This window comes from Lentilactobacillus sp. TOM.63 (assembly GCF_030361045.1).
Lineage (GTDB): Bacteria > Bacillota > Bacilli > Lactobacillales > Lactobacillaceae > Lentilactobacillus > Lentilactobacillus dabitei.
This window is the reverse complement of sequence record NZ_JAUCAP010000008.1, coordinates 40,305-62,301: the sequence shown is the minus strand read 5'-3', so window position 1 is coordinate 62,301 and position 21,997 is coordinate 40,305. Positions and strand designations below refer to the sequence as shown.

Genomic DNA, 21,997 nt, shown 5'->3' with positions numbered 1-21,997 from the left:
AAAGTTGAATTAGGTAATTTATCCAACTACAATTCCGCTAAGGAATTGATAACGGCTATCAAGAAGTGGATAATCTATTACAATAGCAAACGAATACAAATGAAACTAGGCGGCACAGCGCCGATAAGCTATCGACTCCGTGCCGCCTAGGAAAGACAAGCAAATATTTACTTTAACTTTTGGGGTACACCTCAATAGCTATTTTTCCGTTCCACTCTTTTTGATTTTTCTTATTCGATTGGCGTTTCCAGTGAGGGCCCTCAAATTGCTTGTCAGGTTGATAACAGTACCCCGAATTCCTAGGAAGTTTCCTCTTGTGGTTCACGAATTTTAGCCAATGCATCATCGATCTGGCCTAAAACGATAGCAACATTCTTAGAGTCGCTTAAATCGTATTTCTGGAGATCAATTTTGATTTTAGGACTGACATCGTATTCTTGATACCACTTTTTGTAGGCCGCCCACATTTTGAAATAATATTCTTGGAGTTCTGGATTGTCATCAAACTGTTCGTATTCACGACCGCGTTTCTTGATTCGATACTTGATGGTGTCAAAGTCGCTGTCCGCATATACAAGCAAATCTGGGGCTTTCTTGGGCAACTGGTCAAGCTCATTCATCATGTTGTCTAATAACTTTAAATAAACCGCTAATTCGGTATCGGTAATGTTGCCTTCAGCGTTGTTTTCTCTGGTAAAGAGGGCATCTTCATAAATTGACCGATCAAGGACATTGTTGTCGTTACTCAGTGCCTGCTTGATCATTGAAAAGCGTTTGTTTAAGAAATAAATCTGTAGTAAAAAGCCATATTGTTTTTGATTTGAATAGTAAAGCGGTAGTACCGGATTGTCGCCAACTGGTTCAAAAAATGCCTTGGTTCCTAAATGTTCTGCAATTTTTGCCGTTAACGTTGTTTTTCCGACACCGATCATTCCTGCTGTGATTATCACCATGGTAGCCCCTCTTTTAATAAAATTACAAGATATAGTGTATCACAAATTATGGAAACACAATATACATATTTTTGTCAAAAGTCAGGCGAAATTTTCAGGGAGCAGTAGATTAAGTAGTACAATGTAGGTATCGAGTTAATTGGAGGGAATTCAATGTATAAAGCGGTTGTTTTTTTTGATCTGGATGGCACACTATTTGATAATCAAAAGAATGTTTCTGATGACAACATTGCAGCAATTAATCAGTTACGAGAGAACAATATTCTGCCTGTAATTTCAACTGGCCGAAATATTTTTGAAATTCAATATGTGATTGACGCTACCGGTATCAATTCATTAGTCAGTGCGAACGGTAGTTACGTTCAATATCAAGGGAAAAAGCTAAAGGCTGAGCAAATTAGTGATGAGGTGATTGAAGAGATTTTAGCATTTGCCAAAAAGCAGGGCGATGTGATTTCATTTTATAACAATGAAGAATTTGCCCTAACAGCTGAAAATGACTTAACTAAAGTTAACTATCGGCTGTTAAGATTGACGCCGCACGTTGAGCCGGACTTTTACAAGACTCATGAAGTCAATTTCTTGAACGTTTTTAATTATGATAAAGATAAACTGTATCAGGATGAATTCAAGGGTGAATTGTCATTGGTTAGAAATAATCCTCGCTGTTTAGATACGATGAAGTGGGGGGTATCGAAGCAAACCGGCATTCAAGCACTCTTGAAGAAAGCGCAATTAGGGGACATTCCGTCCTATGCTTTCGGAGATCAGCTGAATGATTTGCAAATGTTTGCTGAAGTGGATTACCCAGTCGCAATGGGTAATGGTCACCCAGATGTGAAAGCCAAAGCATCATTCGTCACTACTTCGAATGTGAATGGCGGAATTGTGAATGGGCTGAAGCATTACGGGTTAATCAAATAACTTACGACATGCAATCATTTAAGGGCTTCACCCTGAAATCCTCGTTTTGGATTTTGGGATGAAGCCCTTAAATTATGGGATCAAAGCATCAATTGTCCCAGTTTTCCAAATGGATTGAATTAGTCCATCTGTTTTTTAATGTTAACCAAGGTCATTTCACTGGTATCAATAAAGTTAACATCTGCATCCTTCAAAATTGTCTTGTCACCAATTCCAATGGAAGTTTCCCCAGCGGCGTTAATTGATTCAACTCCAGCGGCAGCATCTTCGACTCCAATGCATTGTTCTGGTTTCAAATTGATCAGTTCGGCACCTTTGAGGTAAATTTCTGGATCTGGTTTGCCTTTGCTCAAAGTTTTTGGATCCACAATCTTTGGAAAATAATCAGTCAATTGTAGCTTCTTCAAAACAGTAGGAGCATTTTTTGATGCAGAAGCTAATGATAACAGATAACCACCATCTTTAATTTCATCCAGGAATTCTTTAATCCCCGGAAGAATATTAGCTGGAGTCATTTTGTCAACCAATTTCAAGTAGTTTGTATTTTTTTCCGTTGCAAGATCAACCTTCTGATCGTCAGTATAGTGGTCTTGTAGATTACCTGCTTTTAAAATCATTTCAAGAGAATCCATCCGGCTGATTCCCTTTAAGCCATCTTCAAGTTCTTTGGACCATGGGGCACCCACCTTGTCAGCAACTTGATGCCAAGCTTGGCTGTGGAAAACCGAAGTATCCGTAATTACACCGTCGAGATCGAAGACAAAACCTTTAATATCTGAAAACTTTGCCATTGTAGTTCACTCCTAATCTTATTTGTAAGTAATAACAGTTGGCTTGTTCTTGGATAATGAATAACCCTTGTCACCAACCTTGATGTGACTGCTTGAATCGGCAGTCACATTGATTTTATGATGACCGATTTCAAAATTGTACGTGATGCCTTGATACGTTTGCTTAAATGAAAGCTTACTCCAAGTGGTTGGAAGGTGCGGGTTGATGGAAACCTCGTCGGTGTCAAACCGAACCCCGCCGTAACACTTGGTTTCAATTTCAAGCGTAGCACCCATGACGCCAAGGTGAATACCTTCAGCAGTGGTCCCACCTTGAATATCATAGTAATCGGAGAACAGGGCGGTTGAGAACAATTGCCAGGATTGATCCATATTGCCATCCATTTCATCCAGAACTGAATAAACAATTCGTGAAAGGGTGGATCCGTGAGTCGTTCGATCAAGGTAAAATCTTAAGTTGGTGGTGAAGTAGTTGGCAGGCAACTTGTATCCAAGTCGGGTAATGACGTTTTGAACTTCATTAAATGGTAATTCGTAATAAGCCATCAAAGTGTCAGCTTGTTTGGCAACTTGATAGGAATCAGGTGACTTACCTTCACCCTTTAACAATCGATCAATTCGCGATATATCACCGTACTTCTTCTGGTAAGAATCAAAGTTGAGCTTGGAAAGATTGAAGTAACCGGAAAATTGACCAATGATGCCTTCTTCGTTGATATCGAGACGAAGTTTGTGGGCAATATCACTCATTTGATCAAGTAAACTATTGTCTGTTTGAGCTTTTTCATTGGCAGATTTGATTATCTTAGGATCTTCATAACTCATCAGCTCTGCGACTTTATCGAATAACCAAGAAACCATGATATTGGTATAAGCATTATTAGTGAGGCCGTGATCATCAGAGTTTGGATATTCTTCGTGGAATTCATCTGGTCCCATAACGTGATGAATATCGTAACGATCATCTTTTTTATCGTAGCTCGCCATGCTGACCCAGAACTTGCAAATTGACAATAACATTTCTAATCCGTAGTTCTTCATGAATTCGGTGTCGCCAGTTAGATGAACATAATTAATGACATCGTAGGCAACTGACAGTGAAACGTGACGCTGCAAGCGACTGTTATCCGGATCCCATTCACCACTAACCGGGTTCAAGTGAACAAATTGTGATTGTTCATCCCCATACATCCCTGACTGCCAAGGATACATTGCTCCTTGCTTGTCTTCCGAGGCGGCGTATTTGCGCGCTTCACCGATTCGATTATAGCGATATAACAAGCACTGTTTAGCAATTGCTGGGTAATGAATAGCATAAAACGGTAGATCAAAGGTGACATCCCAGAAGATGTGGCCTCGATAAGCTTCACCGTGCAAGCCACGAGCGCCGACTGAGGAATCTAATTGACCAGAAGCCAAGGCGGCACTTGTCACAAGCATATGGTAGATGTTAACCCGGGTCAGTTTTTGGCTGGTCATATCATTATCAATTTGGATATCTGAATTCTGCCAGACGTTGCTCCAGAACTTTTGACTGTCGGCGAGGGTGTCATTGAACGAAGAAGCGTTCAGTTCCTTTTGGGCAGGTTGTTCCAAGTTGGCATCCTGAGTTTGGCTGGTAAATACTGTGACACATTTTTCAAATACGTACGGTTTCTCAGGTTCTACTTGGATATCCAATTTTTGCTGGATTTGTTTATCTTCAGTTTCAGCTGAAATTAACTTGGTGGTATCGATATCTTTGCTAGAAAGCTTAGAATTAATCACAAAGTTAACGTGGGACGTCTTGGTTTGACCAGTTAACGAAATCTGGTTATCGTGGGCAGCCATGCCAATGACGTCGATATGGTGTTGATCGAAATCCTGATAGCGCTCAACATTGCCATTAATAACAGTCCCGTCAATTTTTGAATAAAGTTGAATGCTCCCAGAAAAGTTGATTGGTTTTAATTCATACTTGATGGAATAACGGTGCCAATTTGTCATATTGGCAACTTTGGTAGCCCGAACTTGCAAAATGTGGCCAGTTGATAATTGAATATGCAAGGTGGTTGTTAAAACACCGGTTCGCAAATTTAAGCTTCGATAAATATCTTGAATATCTTCTTTTTTAATTTCAAACGGTTGTTGATGATCCACCCCAAAACTGATGTATTGAGCATTGGGGAGGTTTACTAGATCTTCGTTGACAACATCCCGACCGTTAATTTTGGTTGTGAGTTGATTGTAGACACCAGCAACGTACATCCCAGGGTAATTATCCTGGTTGGCGTTCGCTTCGACATACGCACCCCGCAGGCCAAAGTAGCCGTTACCGATTGTCAGCATGGCCTCTTGCCCGTAGTTACGCTTGCCGCTGTACTCACCATAATAATCAAGGTGCCACTTCAAATATTCCTGCTTTTCTGCCACGGCCTTTTCCAAACCAATATCTTGAACCTTATGCAGGTTAACGACCGGAATATTCATCATGTTGGCAATAGCCAAGCCAATATCGATCTTTTGGTGATTAATACCGATGATCGTGTCTGAGAATTCATAGTTCAATGAATTCTCGATAATTGCTGCATCAATTGGCAACCCAGTGAGGGCAGCCTTAATGTTCTCAAGATTATCGCCAATTGAAAATTTGGGGTTGTAGGTGATCATAAACTTCCTAAAAGGGGGCTTATTGGAATTCTCTGAATAATTGATTTCCATGACCCCATCACGAGCCCTTATCGCAAACGTTCTCATAACAAAACCTCTTCTCAAGTATTTCCATTTGTGAAATCCATCTATAAGTCAATTCTAGTTCATGTAGCGGGTAATCGCAATTAATTCGGGGTTTGAAAGCTATCTGAGCAACGCCCGACGCTGTCATTTTTGCTGATTTTCTAATAGATCTTTGATTTCTGAAAGCAGGACTTCTTTGCGATCAACACTAGGGGCTGTCGGTTGCTTTTTGACCACCCGGTTAATGATTTTGATCAGGATGAAGACAACGAAGGCGATGATGATAAAGTTGATGACCGCGTTTAAAAATGCCCCGTATCGAAAGGTGGCCTGACCAATTGTAAGGGCTAATTTTGAGAGGTCAATTTTACCCAGGAAAATGCCGATGAATGGATTGATAATGTTGGTGGTTAGGGATGTCACAATTGAGGTGAATGCCCCACCAATGATGACCCCAACAGCTAAATCAATAACGTTGCCTCTTGAGATAAATTCTTTGAATTCTTTTAACATAAGTCTTAATCTCCTCGCAATTTTTATGATATGGTATGACTATCATTATATCGACTGGATCTTCTTAAATACAAACCAGAGCTACGCCAACTTAATTTTTAATTCGACTACTGAAGTATGATATTATGATGTAAGTAATTTCAAAGGAGTAAGATTTTGAAAAATAAGCGTACGATTTTCACGGGAATTGTAATCGTCCTGATTCTTTCGATTGCTTTTTATATCAGTCAGCAGGTTGATCACTCAATGCTGTTATTTGTCGGTATTTGGATCGTTGCAATCATTCTAATCAGAATACTGTTAACCCCACTGGTTGTGATGATTGTCAGGTCACGAGATGCCAAAAAAGAGCAGCTTGAAAAAACAAAAATGGGTGCAGGCCAAAAGTCCATCGAGGATCACCAAAATAATTTTGACGACTAAGGAGAATTTTATGAAACGACATGTGCTTAGAAAGCGATTAATATCATTGGTTTTGGGATTAATTGTCTGTGGAGGGACATTGTATGTTGCCCCAACAGCTTTTGCCGCAACAACCCAAACTTCTGAAGTATCTGATTCTAAGCAACAACTGATTGATATTGTATTGAAACCAAAAAGTCAGACAAAGTTGCTGAATTTTGTTTACGATTCGGTGGATCCATCAAATCGTCATTATCGTAAATTCGTGACTTCAGGACAATTTGCGAGCTGGTTTGGTCAAAGTACCAAGCAAATTACTCAAATTCGAAAATATTTGAAAAAGCATCATTTGAGGGCCACTGTGTATCGGGGTAACCTCGTGATGGTCGTAAGGGGAACAACTAAAAATGTTGAGAAGGCATTCAAGGTCAACTTGGTGAACGTCAAAGAAGACGGGGTTCATTACCAGAAATCTAAAGGGGCGCCAAAGCTGCCAAAATCAATCTCAAAGTCGGTTTATGCTGTTTTTGGTTTGTCAACTTATTCACCTTTTTCATCAACCCAATCTGGAATAAAGCTCTCTTCCTTTTACACGGCCGCTAAATCAAGCAATAATCAGCCCGCTAAGTATTCTCCAAAAAAATTTGTTCACCGATACAACTTGTCATCTTTGTATGCTGGTGGATCAACCGGTCGCAGTAAAACCATTGGCATCATTTCATTTGCCAATTTCCATCCGAATGATGTTTACCGGTACTGGGATGGTGAGGGCATCAATGTAAAAAGTAATCGCTTGAGCGTTTATCGGACGAATGGTTATAAGGGAACTTGGGACGGTTATGACGAAACGACCATGGATGTCGAGCAGGCTGGTGCCATTGCGCCAGACAGTAATATTAAGACATACCTAGCCCAATCGAATATCACGGGGATGGTCAACTCGATTGCAGCAGCAGCTGGTCAGAATGTCGTTGATTCGCTTTCACTGAGTTGGGGTCAAAGCGAAGCACAAGTGGCTTATGAAATTAAGCAGGGAATTACCCCACGAAAATATAATCAAATTTTAAATCTCTTGTTTGAACAAGCCGCAGCCCAAGGCATCAGCGTGTTTACTGCCAGTGGTGATAATGGCGCCTATGACGGCATCACGACCGGCATGACAAAAGGATTGTCGGTTGATACGCCATCAAATTCGCCGTATGTGACGTCAGTCGGGGGGACGACCTTACCGCGGACGTATGTGGTTAACAAAAAGAAAGTGACGATCCCAACAGAGCGCGCTTGGGGATCGGAATTTCTTTATCCAAACTATATCCATCAGCGGTTCTTTAGCCAAATGGACATGATTCAGAGCTACTTTTCTGGTGGTGGCGGTGGTTTTAGCCAATACAACGCGACTCCTAAATATCAATCTGGATTCAGCGGGGTTGGGACTTATAAAGCAACTCAATTGTGGACATTTAAAAATGGTCAGCCAGTTCGACTGAAGCATCCTAAACAGGTGAGTGGTACAAAGTCTGGGCGCAATTTGCCTGATATTTCGGCTAACGCTGACCCATTCACGGGTTACAGTATGTTCGTCACTCCCAAGAAAAATTCTGGGGCCAAAGGTGAATGGGAAGTTTCTGGTGGGACAAGTGTCGTTGCCCCTCAAATGGCGGCCGCAAGTGCTTTGATGTCCAATAATTCTGTCGGGCGGCTTGGCTTTTGGAATCCACAGATTTATAAATTTGCCGCAACCAGCAGTTCGCCATTTACCCCGTTAGACAGTCGAACGAATAACACCAATCTTTATTACACGGGGCAACCTGGTAAGCTGTATAATCAAGCTACCGGTCTCGGTACTATCGACTTTACAAAGCTTAACCAGGCTTTTAACGGTTAACAAGAAGGAGAATGCGCTATGAACGATGAATCACGAAAGTTAAGCTTCGGTGACTATTTTGAACGGACGATGGTTTTTGTGGGCCTGTTCATTATTGTGGGCATCGTCCAGTTGCCACTTCAGCTCATTATCCTCGGTCATTTTTCAAACTTGATCAATTTGTTAATTGGAGCGTTGTACTTGATTGGCTTCGCAGTTGCGATTGGAATTGCGCTTTATATTTTCAAGCGCTATGCTCGGCCAGCTACCAAGCTGCAATTAACGGGTAACAATATTAAATGGATTGTCTATTCCTGGTTGGCGTTCTTTGTGATCGAAATTGTCTTAGGGATGCTGAATCAAGCAGTTTACCACGTTAATCAAACGTCTAATAATGAGGTCATTCAAAAGATGATGACCAGTAGTCACTTAACCCTAGTGCTAATGGGGATCACAGCGGTGTTCTGTTCGCCAATTTTAGAGGAGCTGGTCTTTAGAGGATTCTTAATTGGCGCATTCTTTAACGCTAAAAGTTTTTGGGCTCCAATCATCGTGAGTGCGGTGATCTTTTCTATGGCCCATATGGAGACAATCAACGTGATTAGTTTTCTGACTTATGCGCTGCTTGGTGGCATCCTTGGGTATTTGTTTGTTAAAACTCGAAACATTAAAGTGTCAATTGGATTGCATTTTTTAAATAATTTAATTGCAGTTGGCATGATGATTGCCCAAATCGTCATGGTGAATTGATTGTCTAACTGTTTAGGTCAGGACTGGTAACTTCAGTTTCTGGCCTATTTTGTTTGATTGACGGATCTTCATTAACCGTGCTAAATTGAGTTTAAATGAATTTGAGGTGGATAAGATGGGCTTAAATGTAAAACTATTAAACGATGTATCAGATGGTCTCAAAGGGGCGAAAAACTTAATCACAGATGTCCCTGGTGTCAGAGTGGGGCAAGTGACCGTGGATGATCAGGATGTCCATTCCGGAGTGACGGTGATTTTTCCTCATCCTGATAATTTGTTTCGGAATAAGGTTCCAGCCGCTTCATACGTCATTAATGGCTTTGGCAAGAGTGTTGGCTTAGTTCAAATTGACGAGCTTGGGACAATTGAAACCCCAATTGTGCTGACCAATACGTTTGGAGTTGGCACCGCCGTCAACGCCCTTACTAAAATGATGCTGACCGAAAACCCGGAAATTGGCGACACAACCAGTACCGTGAATCCCGTCGTAGCCGAATGTAATGATGGGGATGTCTCAAATATTCGCAAAATGCGAATCACCGAATCAGATGTGACTGAAGCCCTTAACGGCGCAAGCGATGTCTTCACTGAAGGCGCGGTTGGCGCTGGCCGTGGCATGATGTGCTATGACCTTAAAGGAGGAATTGGTTCAGCATCCCGGGTTGTCAAAGTTGATGATGACCATGAGTATACAATCGGAGCTCTTGTAATGAGCAACTATGGGTTTCTCAGTGATTTGAACATCTTTGGCCAACCAATTGGTCAACCTTTGGCCAAAATGCTGGCAGCTGATAAGAATAGAGAAGAAAAGGGATCAATTATCACCGTGCTTGCCACCGATGCTCCATTAAATGCCCGCCAACTCCGGCGATTGGCTAAACGGGCTACTGTTGGCATCAATCGGACTGGTGGCTTCATTGGGAATGGTAGTGGTGAAATTGTCTTTGCCTTTTCAACAGCCAATTTAGTGAGCCATTTTCCAGCCAGCAATTTTGACACTGTGACGCGGTTTAACGACAATGCGATCGACGTCTTCTTTAGGGCAACTGCAGCGGTTGTGGACGAATCAGTGTTGAGTTCGCTGGTTCACGCAGATTCGGTTGTGGATCGAAAGGATTGGCTGCGGTTGAGCTTTTGTGATGCAGCTCGCAAACTTGCCAAGCAGCAACCGGAATATGCGGACATGGTGGCAACTATTTTTAGCCAATTAGGAGTCAGTTAATGAGTTCAAAAATTTTATTAAATGCAGAAAATATCAATCAAAATGCATGGGGGGCAATTAACGGCTGTGAGGCCGCAAGTATGCTGGCGGGGCTCCATTACCAGCATCACGCCTTTGATATCAATTACGGTCAATTTCTCTTGGAGATGCCGATTAGCAACGATGCCAATCCGTATCGGGGCTTTGGCGGGTCGCCGTTTAAGAACCAAAAGGGGAAGTTTGAAGCTATTTTTGTCCGACCACTCATTTTGTGGGCAAGTCGGTACGATCACCTTCAGGATTTAAGTGGGGCTAATCCAGAATGGTTGTATGAAGCGGTGAAAGCAGGCAATCCGGTATTAACATTTGTCACGGTTCACTTCGCCGATCCGGAATGGGAGCAGTATCCATTTGGCAAGGTTCCCGTTAATAATCATGCAGTGTTACTGGATGGCCTTAAAGCTGACCAAGTTCATGTAAGTGATCCGATCGATGGGAAATACTGGTTGTCCAAAGATCAATTCGAAAGAATCTACAACCTTCGTAGAATGGCAATAACGATTTTGAAATAAAAGTATGAATTATTCGGGTCTTTCTAAATAGTATTAGAAAAGACCTGTTTTTTTGTGGTTTTTATGCTAAATTAGGAACTAAGCTTTGTTAAGAATTGGACAAATCATTGAGGAGTGATTTTATTATGAAGTTATCGCATAGTGTTGCTATGTTAGCGGGGGTTACCAGCATTTCGTTAATTCTCGCAGGTTGTGGGTCCAAATCGAGTCAGCAGAAGAAAACAATTACAACATCGACTGATTCAGAATTAACAACCGTGGATTTGTCAAAAACGACAGCGGTTGGTACTTTTAATGTCCTGAATAACGTCGATGAAGGTTTATATCGACTAGGCAAAGACAGTAAGGTTGAACCGGGAATTGCCACTTCATCAACTATTTCAAAAGATGGTAAGACCTACACGTTTAACTTGAGAAAGAACGCTAAATGGAGCAATGGTGATCCAGTTACCGCCAAAGATTTTGTTTATTCATGGCGGCGGACGTTAAATCCAAAGACCGCTTCTCAATATGGCTATCTTTTCTCAGGAATTAAGAACGCCGACAAGATTCAGAATAAAAAAGCTGCGGTTTCCTCACTCGGAATTAAAGCCGATGGCAAATACAAGCTCACCGTTACTTTGGAGCAACGGATTCCTTACTTCAAGTTGTTAATGGGATTCCCAGTCTTCTTCCCTCAAGACTCCAAGACGGTTAACAAGTATGGTAACGATTACGGCACATCGTCTAAAACCCAAGTCTATAACGGACCATTTACGTTAACCAAGTGGACCGGGACAAACTTGAATTGGACCTTAAAGAAGAACCCTAATTATTGGGATAAGAAGGCCGTTAAACTCGATGCCGTTAAGTTTAGCGTTGTCAAAGATCCTTCAACCGGTTTGAACTTATTCAACCAGAAGAAGCTTGATATGGCACAATTGTCAGCTACTCAAGCTAAACAAATGGGCAACAAGAAGGATATGGTTTCTCGAAAACAGTCATCCTGTTACTACATTGCGCTGAATCAAAAGAACAAGGCCTTCAAGAATTTGAAGATCCGCCAAGCAATGTCGATGATTATCAATCGAAAAGTATTAGCTAATAAAGTGGTTGGTGGCGGTGCCATGGATACTGATAGTTTCGTTTCCAAAGGATTAGCCGTTTCACCTCAAAACGGGACTGACTTCACCAAAGACGTGACTGCTCCGGCATCAATGACTTACAATCCAACCAAGGCAAAGCAGCTCTTCAAAGAAGGGATGCAGGAAGTTGGCCTTAATTCATTGCATTTTACTTTGATGAATTCAGATTCCTATGATCAAAAGCAACTGAGTGAATATCTCCAAAGTGCCTTGCAGAAATTACCGGGTTTGAAAGTAACTTTGAATAATATTCCTGGACGAGTTATTCTCTCAAGACAGACTGATCATCAGTTCACTGCAACGGTTGCTAACTGGTTTGCCGACTTTTCTGATCCAATTACGTTCTTGAACATTTTAACTTCGGATAACCCAAGCAACATTTCACAGTGGAAGAGCACCGAGTATGATCGTTTGATCAAGGCAAGCAATAACGATGATGGGAGTAACGCGCAAGCTCGTTGGAACGATATGGTAAAGGCGCAAAACCTTGCATTGAAGGACCAAGCCATTATTCCACTGTATCAATCGGGGGAAAAATGGATGATTAATTCAAAAGTTAAGGGAATTGTTTATAACACAGCTGGTGCCAATTACAACTTTAAGAATGCTTACATCAAGTAGGAGGTAGATTGATTGGATCCAGTTATTAAGGGAATTGAAATTCAAAGTGCAGCCGTTCCACTCAAGCGCCCATTCAAAACAGCGTTGAGAACGGTGACCACTGCTCAAACTATCATTGTTAAGTTGACCGATAGTACAGGCAAAGTCGGTTACGGGGAGGCAGCACCAACCCCTGTAATCACTGGCGATACAATGGCAAGCATTAAAGAAGCCATTGACGTTGTGATTGGTCCCAAGATAATTGGTCAATCCTTAGTTGATTCTGAGGATTTAAAAGCGACAATTGACGGTGCAATGGTTCACAATTCCAGCCCCAAGGCCGCGTTAAATATCGCCGTGAACGATTTGATTGCCCAGCATTATGGTGTGCCGCTCTATCAATTGTTGGGTGGTCGTTCGGATACAATCACCACAGATTACACAGTGAGTGTCGGCACAACGGCTGACATGATTGCCCAAGCTAAAGCGCTGATTGCCGGCGGTTTTACAACTTTGAAGATCAAGGTTGGCAGCGACTCTGAAGCAGAGGATTTGGCAAAGATGATTGCCCTTAGAAAGGCAGTTGGTCCTGAAGTTAAGCTCAGGTTAGATGCAAACCAAGGCTGGCATCCAAAGCAAGCAACTTATATCATCAATAAGATGCGTGATTTGGGGCTTGATATTCAATTAGTCGAGCAGCCGGTTCCGGCATCTGATTTTGAAGGAATGGCAGACGTGACGGCGAATACAACCACTATGATCATGGCTGATGAGAGTATTTTTTCAGTAGCTGATGCTTATCGAATCATTCAGCTCAACGGCTGTGATATCATCAATTTAAAGCTGATGAAGGCTGGCGGGCTCGATAATGCCTTAAAGATTAATACTCTAGCCGAGGCTGCTGGCATTCCCTGTATGGTGGGCAGCATGATTGAATCATCGGTTTCAGTCACTGCTGCGGCTCACTTAGCGGCTGCAAAGCGCAATATTAAGTATGTCGATTTGGATGCATCAATGATGTTCTCTAGTAATCCCACTTCTGGTGGGATTATCAACGAACATAATCAAATTAAATTACCGACGATTGCCGGACTGGGGTTTGCAAAATAACCCGTCCTGCTCCCCAAAGTTAAAAATAGATTATAAACGAGGCTGAAGACAAACCATCAAGTTTGACTCCAGTCTCGTTTTGTATTGGATTTGGATTGTTGTTAGGGTCAGTGGTTATCGTTCAAGAAACTGCTAATAAGTGTTATCATAAATAAAAACGAATGGAGGTGCCCAGATGGAAACAAGAAGGGTTAAAGTTCCTGTAGCAACTATCTGGAAGTCTAAAGAATCACCAAGAAAAGTGGATCGCCCTGCCTTAGAGGGTGATGGCAAAACTTGGGCCGATCAAATGAGCGATCAAGAATCGATTGACCTTTCAGAGAAAGATTTATTGGAGACTCAAGCTTTATTTAACGATGAAGTGATTATCGATCATTTTGATGGAGATTGGGCTAAGGTTTACGTTGCCAGTCAATCGGATGATTCTGATTCACGAGGTTATCCAGGATGGGTTCCGACAAAACTATTGAGCGCTAAACAAATCGTTTACCCACCGGTCACTGCAACGGTGAGAATTGCCGTTAGGACCGCTAATTTGTATAACGAAAATAAGCAACCAATTCTAGAATTGAGTTTAGGGACAGTTCTTCTTCAAACCGGGACTGATGGCGACTATTTTGAAGTTGTTTCCCCACTTGGAAAGGGCTACATTGACAAAAAAGCGGCTGTTTTCCCATTTGTTGGCCAGAATGCCGGTGAGACAATGGTTCAAATGGGACGTCAATTTTTAGGGATGCGCTATCTTTGGGGTGGTGTCAGTTCCTATGGATTTGATTGCTCGGGATTTGCTTATACGCTTCATCGAGTTTTAGGCTTTGATATTCCGCGGGATGCTGATGATCAGCAAGAATCAGGATTGCCATTATCACCAGAAGAGATTTTACCTGGTGACTTAGTATTCTTTGCGTATGATCATGGTACTGGTTACGTCCACCATGTTGGCATGTACATTGGCAACGGGCAGATGATTGAGTCACGAACACCAGGTGCGAAAGTTGATATCGCTGACTTGACCGAGCCAAAGTTTGCTTCAGAGTTTGCGGGCTTTCGGAGATATTGGCGATGAGAACAGCTTTTCACAAGCAGGTGTCTAAGTTGTTGGATGTCGATTGGTTAACGGTTGGCACGATGATCAAATTGGATGGTCAAATTGTTTATGAGAAAAATGCTCAGGACGTTTTCCCATCCGCTTCTTTGATTAAATTAGCAATTCTAAATGAAATTTTGGATAGTCAAGTTGATCTCAATCAATCAATTGTTGTATCTGGCAAGAAGCCGGTAGGTGGGGCAGGTGTTTTACAACTACTTTCCCAAGCTGACTGGCACTTAAGGGATTTGCTGGCCCTTATGATTAGTGATTCTGATAATTTTGCCAGTAATATTTTGATTCACCACTTCAGCACGAGGTCGATTAACCATTATTTGGAAGATCATCATTTTCAGACTACTCGGCTTAATAGATATTTGATGGACTCTCACGCGTTGGAGCAAGGTGTTGACAATCAGACCAATGCAGCGGAAAGTTTGCGGCTGCTTGAAATGGCCTTAAGCCACGGTGACATTGTGACGAATTGGTTTAAAAATCAGCAGTTTCGATATAAGCTTCCCGGTAATTTTGATGAGTCGGGTGACGCGATCCAAGTATTCAATAAAACCGGGGAAGGTAACCAAATTGATCATGATGTGGCGCGGTTTGTATATGGCAAGCATTCGCTTGAAATCGCGATGCTCACTTTGAGCACATCTGACCGGATGAATGTGATTTCGATTTTTAATCAAATTGGCCAGTTGGCAGCCGAAGAGTTGGAACAAATTGACGCTTGAATGGTATTTTAGGATAGTAAAAGGCTGGTATCAGGACGTGAATAGGTCTTGATACCAGCCTTTTTGTAATAAGCAACTAGTCAATTTTACGATTATATTGATCGAGTTTCTTTTCAATCATTGCAATGGATTCAGCACAATTTTCTTTATCAGTTTCCTCTAAGTCCAAGATTTCGAAGCACTTTTTAACATGGCCGAAGACTTCTTCTTTTTCATCTTCAGCCATCTTGGTTAACTGAATAATGACCGTTCGTTCATCTTTTTCACTCCGATTACGTTTTATCCAGCCGTGGCTTTCTAGACGCTTTAACAGTGGGGTTAGTGTCCCGCTATCCAAATTAAGATGGCCACCTAATTCTTTAACCGAAAGCGGTGCATATTGCCATAAAGTGAGCATAGCAATATACTGAGGGTAAGTTAAATTGAATGGTTTTAAGACGTTCTGATAGAAATGATTGAATTTCTTGTTTGCTGTATAAAGTTGGAAACACAGTTGGCTATCCAACTGAATAGGCTGTATATTAGGCATAAGTTTAGCTCCTATTAGTTTATATATAATATTATTGTAAGGTATCTCAGAATAAAAGCAAGAAGTAGATTTTTAACTATTAAATTTTGAACAATCTTTTTACCGTCACGGGAGGAATAAAATAATATGAATATAGGTCGATTGAGGTTTAGCACGTGGTTATTTATGATTACCGTTGTTTCAATGATTGGATACATAGGATACTACGGATTTTGGTTCCTAAAAGGTGAACCTAAGTTTCATGGTCAATTATTATTGTTAATTGAAGTTTTTGTTGGAATCTTAATTGCTATTTTACCATTTATCATTGAAAAATTTGGGTATTTTTACTTTCCTCAAGTTGAATTAATCTTTTTCTACGTGTTCCTCTATATGTCGATTTTTCTGGGATCCGGACTGCAATTTTATGGTGTGATGTTCTGGGATAAATATGAACATGTTTTATCGGCCATGATGTTGGCAGGGTTGGGCTTTTCTATTTTCCAAGGATTACTTGACTCTAGGGATAATTCACGAAGAGCACCATTTTTGATGAGTCTATTTGCCTTTTCGTTTGGGACGGCTTGTGGGGTCTTCTGGGAACTGTACGAATTCACCGCAGACGGTTTGGGCGGTCTTAATTTGCAGCGGTACGAAGAAGCTGGAAGAATGCTCATCGGTCGGGCAGCCTTAATGGATACAATGACTGATCTGATTGCTGATTTAATCGGGGCTTTCTTGATGGCATTAATCGGTTATTTGTTAATGAAACGCGATCCGAGTGCCAGTCGTTACTTAATTTTTAAATCAAAACACCAAAACTTCTTTTCAAGTTCGTACTTTTAGTGTAAAATTAAACTTGTTGTTGCCCCGATGGCGGAATTGGCAGACGCGCAGCGTTCAGGTCGCTGTTTGAGAAATCAAGTACAAGTTCGAATCTTGCTCGGGGCACTAATACAGGTTAAATAAATCGCGTTAATTCACTTTAATTGAGTGGATTAACGCGATTTATTTGTATCATTCATTCTGCCCCTAAACGGTCAATTAAGTCCTTATATATTGGATAGTCAGCAGCCAAATCAGCTTTATGAAATAATTCAAAATCGTGGAAGTCAAATCCAGGCGAGACCATGCAGCTTACGACAGCAAAAGAATTTGGGTCGGCAACTTCTGACGCAAAGATCGTATTCTTAGGCACTCGAAACTGCAGCTGTTCCCCATGGAGAATGTCACTGCCAAGCTTAAAGTTGCTATACTTGCCAATTTCATCAATACAATGGATTATAATTGGCTTACCCGCATGGAAATACCATAATTCATCATGATTGAGCCGATGAAAGTGAGAAGGGCTTCCGTAATCGAGTAGGAATAGAATTGACGTGTATCGATAGCGGTCACCACGACTTTCAGGTGCAAAAAACGTATCTTCACTATGGTAAAGTTGTTTATACGAACCACCTTCTGGGTGTGGTTCTAAATTTAACTGTTTAATGTAGTCTTGTTTCGTTATCATTAGGGATTCCTTTCTAAGAAAAATGTGATGTTACAAATGAATTGATTTAAATTATAGCAAATCACACATTTTGGTCACTAAGCTTTTTTATAATCTGTAAGTTTGTGATTTTGTATATATCATAAAGCTTATTAATTGCATTTGATTTATAAACGTTGCATTATAGTAGGTGTAGTGAAGTTGATTGCGCTTACAGGATTTTAGAAAGGATGATCAGCATGTATGAGAATATTTTAGTACCACTTGATGGCAGTAGGAATTCGCAGCAAGCTCTTGAAGAAGCAGTCAAATTAGCCAAACAGTTTAATTCAAAACTCAGTTTGATCACAGTCATTAACAACACCAATTTCTATTACGGCGCTGGTGGGACAGGATTGCCTGCAAATATGTACGACGATCAAAAAAATGTTGCTAATAACATTATTGATGAAGCTAAAAAGTATGTTGATTCACAAGGCGTTAAGTATGAAACAGCCGTTGACATTGGTAACCCCAAGAACATTATTACCCATATTTATCCGGATCAACATGGCATTGATTTAATTGTCATTGGTAAATCCGGTGTTGATGCATTGAATCGGGTATTGATTGGTTCAACAACTGCTTATGTCGTTCGTAACGCCACAACCAAAGTGTTAGTTGTGAATGCTAAGGATGAATAATTTAAAAGAGGAACCAAATTGTTTCCAAAAAAATAAAGAGCGGATAGCTTATCACTATCGGCTCTTTTACTTTGTGTCTAACTATAAACGATCCGAAACCTTGTATGGTTTTTGAATCGCGTTTTTTTCATTATCGTGGGAAACAACATCGTCTGCCAAGAAAATATCAAAATCTTTGTTATCAACGCCGTGAACGACGAGGACTCGTTTGTTCTGATTTTGTTTTTCTTTATAAATTTGAGCAGTTTTGACAGCTTCATTGTGATCATGAAAGTTGCCAATTGAATCGCCCGGGTTAAAAAATACGATTTCATCCATAAATACCGCTCCCTTCAATGCTTTTTAACTCTTAATTAAATTATAACGTAAAATAATGCTAAAACAAAATTCAGCTATTTTTAATTTGTTTTCTTGGACCTTTTTTAAGAAAACATTATACTACTGGTAGCTTGGGTCGTTATCTGATAAAATAATAGGCGTTATGTTTTGATGAAGATTGAATTAGTAAAAGGGGAATAAGTTATGTGCGGATTTGTTGGTTACGTTAACCAAAAAGATGTTCCTGAAAATACAATTAATGATATGGCAGATAGAATTAAGCATCGTGGACCTGATGACGAAGCTTATTTTGCTAATAACGACGTGTCCATGGGATTCCGCCGACTTTCCATTATTGACTTAGCCCATGGTGGCCAGCCGATGTATAACGCTGACAAGACCAAAGTGTTAACGTTTAATGGCGAAATTTACAATTATAAAGAAATCCGGGAAGAATTGCGTGACTTGGGTTATAAGTTCCGAACAGATGTTGATTCTGAAGTCCTGATTTATGGTTATGAGGAGTGGGGACCTGCACTTCTTGACAAACTTCGCGGGATGTTTGCATTTGTGATCTATGATCAAAAGAAGAATGAGGTTTTTGGCGCCCGAGATCACTTTGGTATCAAGCCATTATACTATTATGACGATGGGGATTCCTTCCTTTGGGGATCAGAAATCAAGGCATTTTTGGAGCATCCAAATTTCAAGAAGGAATTAAACCTCAGACTTCTGCCAATCCATTTGAGCTTTGAATTTATTCCGTCTAGAGAAACCATGTTTAAGAATGTTTACAAATTACTTCCTGGCCAATATTTCCTTCACAAGAACGGCAAGACTGAAACCCACCGTTACTTTAAATTCAACTATGATCACATTGATAATAGTCAGACGATTGAAGGTGATGCCGATAAAATTGGTAAGTTGGTTGATGATTCTGTGAAAGCACATATGATCGCCGATGTTGAAGTCGGCAGCTTCTTGTCAAGTGGGATTGATTCCAGTTACGTATTGAATGAAGCAGCTAAGCTTAAGCCAATTCAGTCATTTTCAATTGGGTTCCACCATTCTAAATATAGTGAACTCGCTTGGTCGACAGAGTTTGCCAAAACAATTCAACAGAAGAACACGCCAATTTACATGGATGGCGATGACTACTTCAACTTCCTACCAACCATGATGTACTACATGGATGAGCCGTTATCAAATCCCGCTGCAATTCAGCTCTATTATCTGTCACGAGAGACTTCCAAGCACGTGAAGGTTGCCTTATCCGGTGAAGGAGCTGACGAGTTCTTCGGTGGTTATAACACGTATTTGGAAGCAATTCCATTTGATCGCTATCAGAAATACGTTCCCAAGCCGGTACGTAAAGGCTTAGCAGCAGTTGCAAAACGCCTGCCAAGGTTTCATGGTAAGCGTTTCTTAATGCGGGGCGCCCAACCGTTAAGTGAACGATATTATCGAGTTAATTATGTTTTCAACTACGAAGATCGAAATAAGGTACTGAAAGATCCGTCAATCAATACCGATTCCGGTGCATATACGAAGCACATTTTTGACGATGTTGCTGACAAGGATGAAATGACTCAAATGGAGTATTTCGATATTAACACTTGGCTTCCTTATGATATTTTGCATAAAGCTGATCGAATGAGTATGTGTAATTCACTGGAAGTTCGAGTTCCTTTCGTTGACAAAGAGGTTGCCAAGTTTGCGGAAACCATGCCGGTTAAGACCCGAATTACCCCAGATGAAACGAAGATTGCCTTGCGGACAGCCGCTGAACGGGAAATGCCTAAGAAGACAGCCCTGAAAGAGAAGCTCGGTTTCCCATCACCGATTGCCAGCTGGATTAATGATCCAAAATATCATGAACGCATCGTGCACGCGTTCCATTCAGATACGGGTCAGAAGTTCTTTAACACTGAACAACTTGACCGTTTATTAAAAGAACATGCTGAAGGTAAGTCCAACATGCAAAAAATCTTCACAATCTATACCTTCATTCTCTGGTACCAGGTATACTTCCCTGAAGATACCACTGAAAATACCGTTAGTTTGGTTCATAGAACACAAATTTAGAATTCGTAAGGAAATGGAAGGTGCATAAGTTGGCACAAATTACTCTTGACGAAGCTTTGGTGATTTTAAACGAACATCATTTATTAGTGAAAAGTCAATTGAGCAACTTAAGTCTCAATTTTAAGCAAATTGCGTACAATTCTAAATTGGTTTCAGGAAAAAGCCTGTTCTTTTGTAAGGGTAATTTTAAAGCAAGCTATTTGTTGGATGCTCAGAATCGAGGTGCGATTGCTTACGTTTCTGAACAAGAATTCACCAATGTTGCGATTCCCGGTATTATCGTGAATGATATCCAAAAATCAATGTCGCTGTTAAGTGCGGTATTTTTTGGGTTCCCGCAGAATCAATTGCCGACAATTGCGTTTACCGGAACCAAAGGGAAAACGACTTCGGCCTATTTTGCAAAGTCAATTTTAGATAGAACCTATCAACAAAAAGTTGCTTTATTCTCCACTATCAACACGGTGGTAGGGAATACTGCCAACGATGTTGTGAAGTCCAGTTTGACGACTCCAGAATCATTGGACTTGTTCACAAATATGAACGCTGCTGTCCAAAACGGGATGACACATTTGGTAATGGAAGTCTCTTCTCAGGCCTATAAGAAAAATCGCGTTTATGGGCTTCATTACGATGTTGGGGTGTTTTTGAACATTTCGCCAGATCACATTGGCCGAAATGAACACCCAACGTTTGCGGATTACTTACACTGCAAAGAACAGCTTTTGGTTAACTCTAATATTTGTATTTTGAATGCTGATGGAACGCACATCAGAGACATTTATTATGCTGCCAAGACGACGACCCAGCCAGAAAACATCTACATTTATGGTCGGGAAGCTGAGGTAACCGAACTTGGAATCCCAGTTGATTTTCAGTATCAATCACTGGAGGATTCGTTGACCAGTAACAAAATTTCGATTACTGCCAATACCAATCATGCAAAGAAGCTGGCTATTGATGGCAATTACACAATTAGCATTCCCGGCGACTACAATGAGGGTAATGCCGTGACCGCTGCAATTACGAGTGGCTTGATGGGGGCAAGCGTTGCTGATATCGAATATGGTTTAGCTCACACAACAGTCCCTGGCCGAATGGAAATTTATCCAACTAAAGAGCATGGGACCATTTATGTGGATTATGCCCACAATTATGGTAGCTTGCATTCCGTGTTGAATTTCATCAAAGAACAACAATCCAAGGGGCAAATTGTTGTGATCACTGGCAGCACCGGCGATAAAGGAATTGACCGTCGGGAAGGACTTGGAAAAGCAATTGGCGAGTTTGCCAATAAGGCTTATTTAACGACTGATGATCCGGCAACTGAGGATCCGAAAGTAATTGCGGAAACAATATCCCAACATATTGATCATGATAAAGTTGCAGTTTCTTACATTGCCGATCGTAAAGCTGCAATCACGAAAGCCGTGACTGAAAGTTTACCAGGTGACGTTGTGTTGGTTGCTGGCAAAGGACATGATGCCTTTCAGAAAATCAATGGTCAAAATGTGCCTTATGCTGGGGATGCGGCAATTGTTGCTAATCTCGTGAAAGGACTTTAATCA

General features: G+C 41.0%; 22 protein-coding genes and 1 tRNA gene. 16 read left to right on the top strand and 7 right to left on the bottom strand.

Going from position 1 to position 21,997, the window contains the following annotated elements; all coding sequences use genetic code 11:
* On the top strand, positions 1 to 150 hold a 150-nt coding region (locus tag QUF07_RS14105), incomplete at its 5' end, for an IS3 family transposase (RefSeq protein WP_353960956.1).
* 149 nt (positions 151 to 299) lie between these two features.
* Here QUF07_RS14105 and QUF07_RS02895 read toward each other — a convergent pair.
* On the bottom strand, positions 300 to 953 hold the full coding sequence (locus QUF07_RS02895; protein ID WP_217342494.1) for a deoxynucleoside kinase: 654 nt from the start codon (positions 951 to 953) through the stop codon (positions 300 to 302).
* Positions 954 to 1,106: 153 nt separating this feature from the next.
* Between QUF07_RS02895 and QUF07_RS02890 the strand changes: the two genes are divergently transcribed.
* The gene (locus QUF07_RS02890; protein ID WP_042253656.1) at positions 1,107 to 1,877 is read left to right on the top strand and encodes a Cof-type HAD-IIB family hydrolase; all 771 of its coding nucleotides are present in this window, start codon (positions 1,107 to 1,109) and stop codon (positions 1,875 to 1,877) included.
* 119 nt (positions 1,878 to 1,996) lie between these two features.
* On the opposite strand, the gene pgmB is transcribed toward QUF07_RS02890, so the two are convergent.
* From pgmB to mscL, 3 genes are all read right to left on the bottom strand, one after another.
* Entirely contained in the window at positions 1,997 to 2,668 is a 672-nt protein-coding gene (gene pgmB / locus QUF07_RS02885) for a beta-phosphoglucomutase (protein ID WP_217164726.1), read from the bottom strand.
* A gap of 18 nt (positions 2,669 to 2,686) precedes the next feature.
* Positions 2,687 to 5,404, bottom strand: a complete 2,718-nt coding sequence (locus tag QUF07_RS02880; RefSeq protein ID WP_217164724.1) for a glycoside hydrolase family 65 protein — start codon at positions 5,402 to 5,404, stop codon at positions 2,687 to 2,689.
* A gap of 123 nt (positions 5,405 to 5,527) precedes the next feature.
* Positions 5,528 to 5,896 carry a large-conductance mechanosensitive channel protein MscL gene (gene mscL, locus QUF07_RS02875; RefSeq protein ID WP_217164722.1) on the bottom strand — a complete coding sequence of 123 codons (369 nt, stop codon included), beginning with the start codon at positions 5,894 to 5,896 and terminating at the stop codon, positions 5,528 to 5,530.
* Positions 5,897 to 6,052: 156 nt separating this feature from the next.
* On the opposite strand from mscL, the gene QUF07_RS02870 reads away from it, so the two are divergent.
* The 9 genes from QUF07_RS02870 to QUF07_RS02830 all read left to right on the top strand — a co-directional run bounded on the left by QUF07_RS02870 (position 6,053) and on the right by QUF07_RS02830 (position 15,343).
* Entirely contained in the window at positions 6,053 to 6,319 is a 267-nt protein-coding gene (locus tag QUF07_RS02870) for a hypothetical protein (protein WP_218043502.1), read from the top strand.
* Positions 6,320 to 6,329: 10 nt separating this feature from the next.
* Positions 6,330 to 8,183: a S53 family peptidase gene (locus QUF07_RS02865; protein WP_289426749.1), complete on the top strand. Its 1,854-nt coding sequence runs from the start codon at positions 6,330 to 6,332 to the stop codon at positions 8,181 to 8,183.
* An 18-nt stretch (positions 8,184 to 8,201) separates the two neighbouring features.
* Positions 8,202 to 8,912 carry a CPBP family intramembrane glutamic endopeptidase gene (locus tag QUF07_RS02860; RefSeq protein ID WP_289426748.1) on the top strand — a complete coding sequence of 237 codons (711 nt, stop codon included), beginning with the start codon at positions 8,202 to 8,204 and terminating at the stop codon, positions 8,910 to 8,912.
* A gap of 115 nt (positions 8,913 to 9,027) precedes the next feature.
* Positions 9,028 to 10,134 carry a P1 family peptidase gene (locus QUF07_RS02855; protein WP_217341967.1) on the top strand — a complete coding sequence of 369 codons (1,107 nt, stop codon included), beginning with the start codon at positions 9,028 to 9,030 and terminating at the stop codon, positions 10,132 to 10,134.
* Entirely contained in the window at positions 10,134 to 10,685 is a 552-nt protein-coding gene (locus QUF07_RS02850) for a C39 family peptidase (RefSeq protein ID WP_217164714.1), read from the top strand. Before QUF07_RS02855 ends, QUF07_RS02850 begins: the two co-directional genes overlap by 1 nt.
* 125 nt (positions 10,686 to 10,810) lie before the next feature.
* Positions 10,811 to 12,430: a peptide ABC transporter substrate-binding protein gene (locus QUF07_RS02845; RefSeq protein WP_289426747.1), complete on the top strand. Its 1,620-nt coding sequence runs from the start codon at positions 10,811 to 10,813 to the stop codon at positions 12,428 to 12,430.
* 12 nt (positions 12,431 to 12,442) lie between these two features.
* Entirely contained in the window at positions 12,443 to 13,519 is a 1,077-nt protein-coding gene (locus QUF07_RS02840) for a dipeptide epimerase (RefSeq protein ID WP_217164709.1), read from the top strand.
* Positions 13,520 to 13,694: 175 nt separating this feature from the next.
* On the top strand, positions 13,695 to 14,585 hold the full coding sequence (locus QUF07_RS02835) for a C40 family peptidase (protein WP_217164707.1): 891 nt from the start codon (positions 13,695 to 13,697) through the stop codon (positions 14,583 to 14,585).
* Complete coding sequence (locus tag QUF07_RS02830) at positions 14,582 to 15,343, top strand: serine hydrolase (protein ID WP_289426746.1); 762 nt, start codon at positions 14,582 to 14,584, stop codon at positions 15,341 to 15,343. The genes QUF07_RS02835 and QUF07_RS02830 overlap by 4 nt, the downstream gene beginning before the upstream one ends.
* A gap of 76 nt (positions 15,344 to 15,419) precedes the next feature.
* Here QUF07_RS02830 and QUF07_RS02825 read toward each other — a convergent pair whose 3' ends face one another.
* Positions 15,420 to 15,872 (bottom strand): MarR family winged helix-turn-helix transcriptional regulator, encoded by a 453-nt coding sequence (locus tag QUF07_RS02825; protein WP_217164703.1) that lies wholly within the window; start codon positions 15,870 to 15,872, stop codon positions 15,420 to 15,422.
* Between the two features lie 126 nt (positions 15,873 to 15,998).
* Between QUF07_RS02825 and QUF07_RS02820 the strand changes: the two genes are divergently transcribed.
* Both QUF07_RS02820 and QUF07_RS02815 read left to right on the top strand, forming a co-directional pair.
* Positions 15,999 to 16,697 (top strand): DUF2238 domain-containing protein, encoded by a 699-nt coding sequence (locus QUF07_RS02820; RefSeq protein WP_054746704.1) that lies wholly within the window; start codon positions 15,999 to 16,001, stop codon positions 16,695 to 16,697.
* 21 nt (positions 16,698 to 16,718) lie between these two features.
* Positions 16,719 to 16,802: transfer RNA gene (locus QUF07_RS02815), tRNA-Leu, on the top strand.
* A 70-nt stretch (positions 16,803 to 16,872) separates the two neighbouring features.
* Here the strand turns inward: QUF07_RS02815 and QUF07_RS02810 are convergent.
* On the bottom strand, positions 16,873 to 17,364 hold the full coding sequence (locus tag QUF07_RS02810) for a cupin domain-containing protein (RefSeq protein ID WP_217165150.1): 492 nt from the start codon (positions 17,362 to 17,364) through the stop codon (positions 16,873 to 16,875).
* Between the two features lie 218 nt (positions 17,365 to 17,582).
* Here QUF07_RS02810 and QUF07_RS02805 point away from each other — a divergent pair, with 218 nt between their 5' ends.
* Positions 17,583 to 18,026 carry a universal stress protein gene (locus QUF07_RS02805; RefSeq protein ID WP_217165151.1) on the top strand — a complete coding sequence of 148 codons (444 nt, stop codon included), beginning with the start codon at positions 17,583 to 17,585 and terminating at the stop codon, positions 18,024 to 18,026.
* An 81-nt stretch (positions 18,027 to 18,107) separates the two neighbouring features.
* Here QUF07_RS02805 and QUF07_RS02800 read toward each other — a convergent pair whose 3' ends face one another.
* Positions 18,108 to 18,344: a hypothetical protein gene (locus tag QUF07_RS02800; protein ID WP_056982597.1), complete on the bottom strand. Its 237-nt coding sequence runs from the start codon at positions 18,342 to 18,344 to the stop codon at positions 18,108 to 18,110.
* 204 nt (positions 18,345 to 18,548) lie between these two features.
* On the opposite strand from QUF07_RS02800, the gene asnB reads away from it, so the two are divergent.
* Together asnB and QUF07_RS02790 are read left to right on the top strand one after the other, a co-directional pair.
* Positions 18,549 to 20,429, top strand: coding sequence for an asparagine synthase (glutamine-hydrolyzing) (gene asnB / locus QUF07_RS02795; RefSeq protein ID WP_217165152.1), 1,881 nt, complete (start codon positions 18,549 to 18,551; stop codon positions 20,427 to 20,429).
* Positions 20,430 to 20,458: 29 nt separating this feature from the next.
* The gene (locus QUF07_RS02790) at positions 20,459 to 21,994 is read left to right on the top strand and encodes a UDP-N-acetylmuramoyl-L-alanyl-D-glutamate--2,6-diaminopimelate ligase (protein ID WP_217165154.1); all 1,536 of its coding nucleotides are present in this window, start codon (positions 20,459 to 20,461) and stop codon (positions 21,992 to 21,994) included.
* Positions 21,995 to 21,997: the final 3 nt, after the last annotated feature.

Bases quoted from the DNA above. Each gene is read 5' to 3' on its own strand.
- QUF07_RS02850 (WP_217164714.1), top strand. From the start codon at position 10,134: ATGAGTTCAAAAATTTTATTAAATGCAGAAAATATCAATCAAAATGCA.
- QUF07_RS02830 (WP_289426746.1), top strand. From the start codon at position 14,582: ATGAGAACAGCTTTTCACAAGCAGGTGTCTAAGTTGTTGGATGTCGAT.
- QUF07_RS02825 (WP_217164703.1), bottom strand. From the start codon at position 15,872: ATGCCTAATATACAGCCTATTCAGTTGGATAGCCAACTGTGTTTCCAA.
- pgmB (WP_217164726.1), bottom strand. From the start codon at position 2,668: ATGGCAAAGTTTTCAGATATTAAAGGTTTTGTCTTCGATCTCGACGGT.
- QUF07_RS02805 (WP_217165151.1), top strand. From the start codon at position 17,583: ATGTATGAGAATATTTTAGTACCACTTGATGGCAGTAGGAATTCGCAG.
- QUF07_RS02880 (WP_217164724.1), bottom strand. From the start codon at position 5,404: ATGAGAACGTTTGCGATAAGGGCTCGTGATGGGGTCATGGAAATCAAT.
- QUF07_RS02810 (WP_217165150.1), bottom strand. From the start codon at position 17,364: ATGATAACGAAACAAGACTACATTAAACAGTTAAATTTAGAACCACAC.
- asnB (WP_217165152.1), top strand. From the start codon at position 18,549: ATGTGCGGATTTGTTGGTTACGTTAACCAAAAAGATGTTCCTGAAAAT.
- QUF07_RS02800 (WP_056982597.1), bottom strand. From the start codon at position 18,344: ATGGATGAAATCGTATTTTTTAACCCGGGCGATTCAATTGGCAACTTT.
- QUF07_RS02820 (WP_054746704.1), top strand. From the start codon at position 15,999: ATGAATATAGGTCGATTGAGGTTTAGCACGTGGTTATTTATGATTACC.
- QUF07_RS02895 (WP_217342494.1), bottom strand. From the start codon at position 953: ATGGTGATAATCACAGCAGGAATGATCGGTGTCGGAAAAACAACGTTA.
- QUF07_RS02835 (WP_217164707.1), top strand. From the start codon at position 13,695: ATGGAAACAAGAAGGGTTAAAGTTCCTGTAGCAACTATCTGGAAGTCT.
- QUF07_RS02845 (WP_289426747.1), top strand. From the start codon at position 10,811: ATGAAGTTATCGCATAGTGTTGCTATGTTAGCGGGGGTTACCAGCATT.
- QUF07_RS02855 (WP_217341967.1), top strand. From the start codon at position 9,028: ATGGGCTTAAATGTAAAACTATTAAACGATGTATCAGATGGTCTCAAA.
- QUF07_RS02865 (WP_289426749.1), top strand. From the start codon at position 6,330: ATGAAACGACATGTGCTTAGAAAGCGATTAATATCATTGGTTTTGGGA.
- QUF07_RS02860 (WP_289426748.1), top strand. From the start codon at position 8,202: ATGAACGATGAATCACGAAAGTTAAGCTTCGGTGACTATTTTGAACGG.
- mscL (WP_217164722.1), bottom strand. From the start codon at position 5,896: ATGTTAAAAGAATTCAAAGAATTTATCTCAAGAGGCAACGTTATTGAT.
- QUF07_RS02890 (WP_042253656.1), top strand. From the start codon at position 1,107: ATGTATAAAGCGGTTGTTTTTTTTGATCTGGATGGCACACTATTTGAT.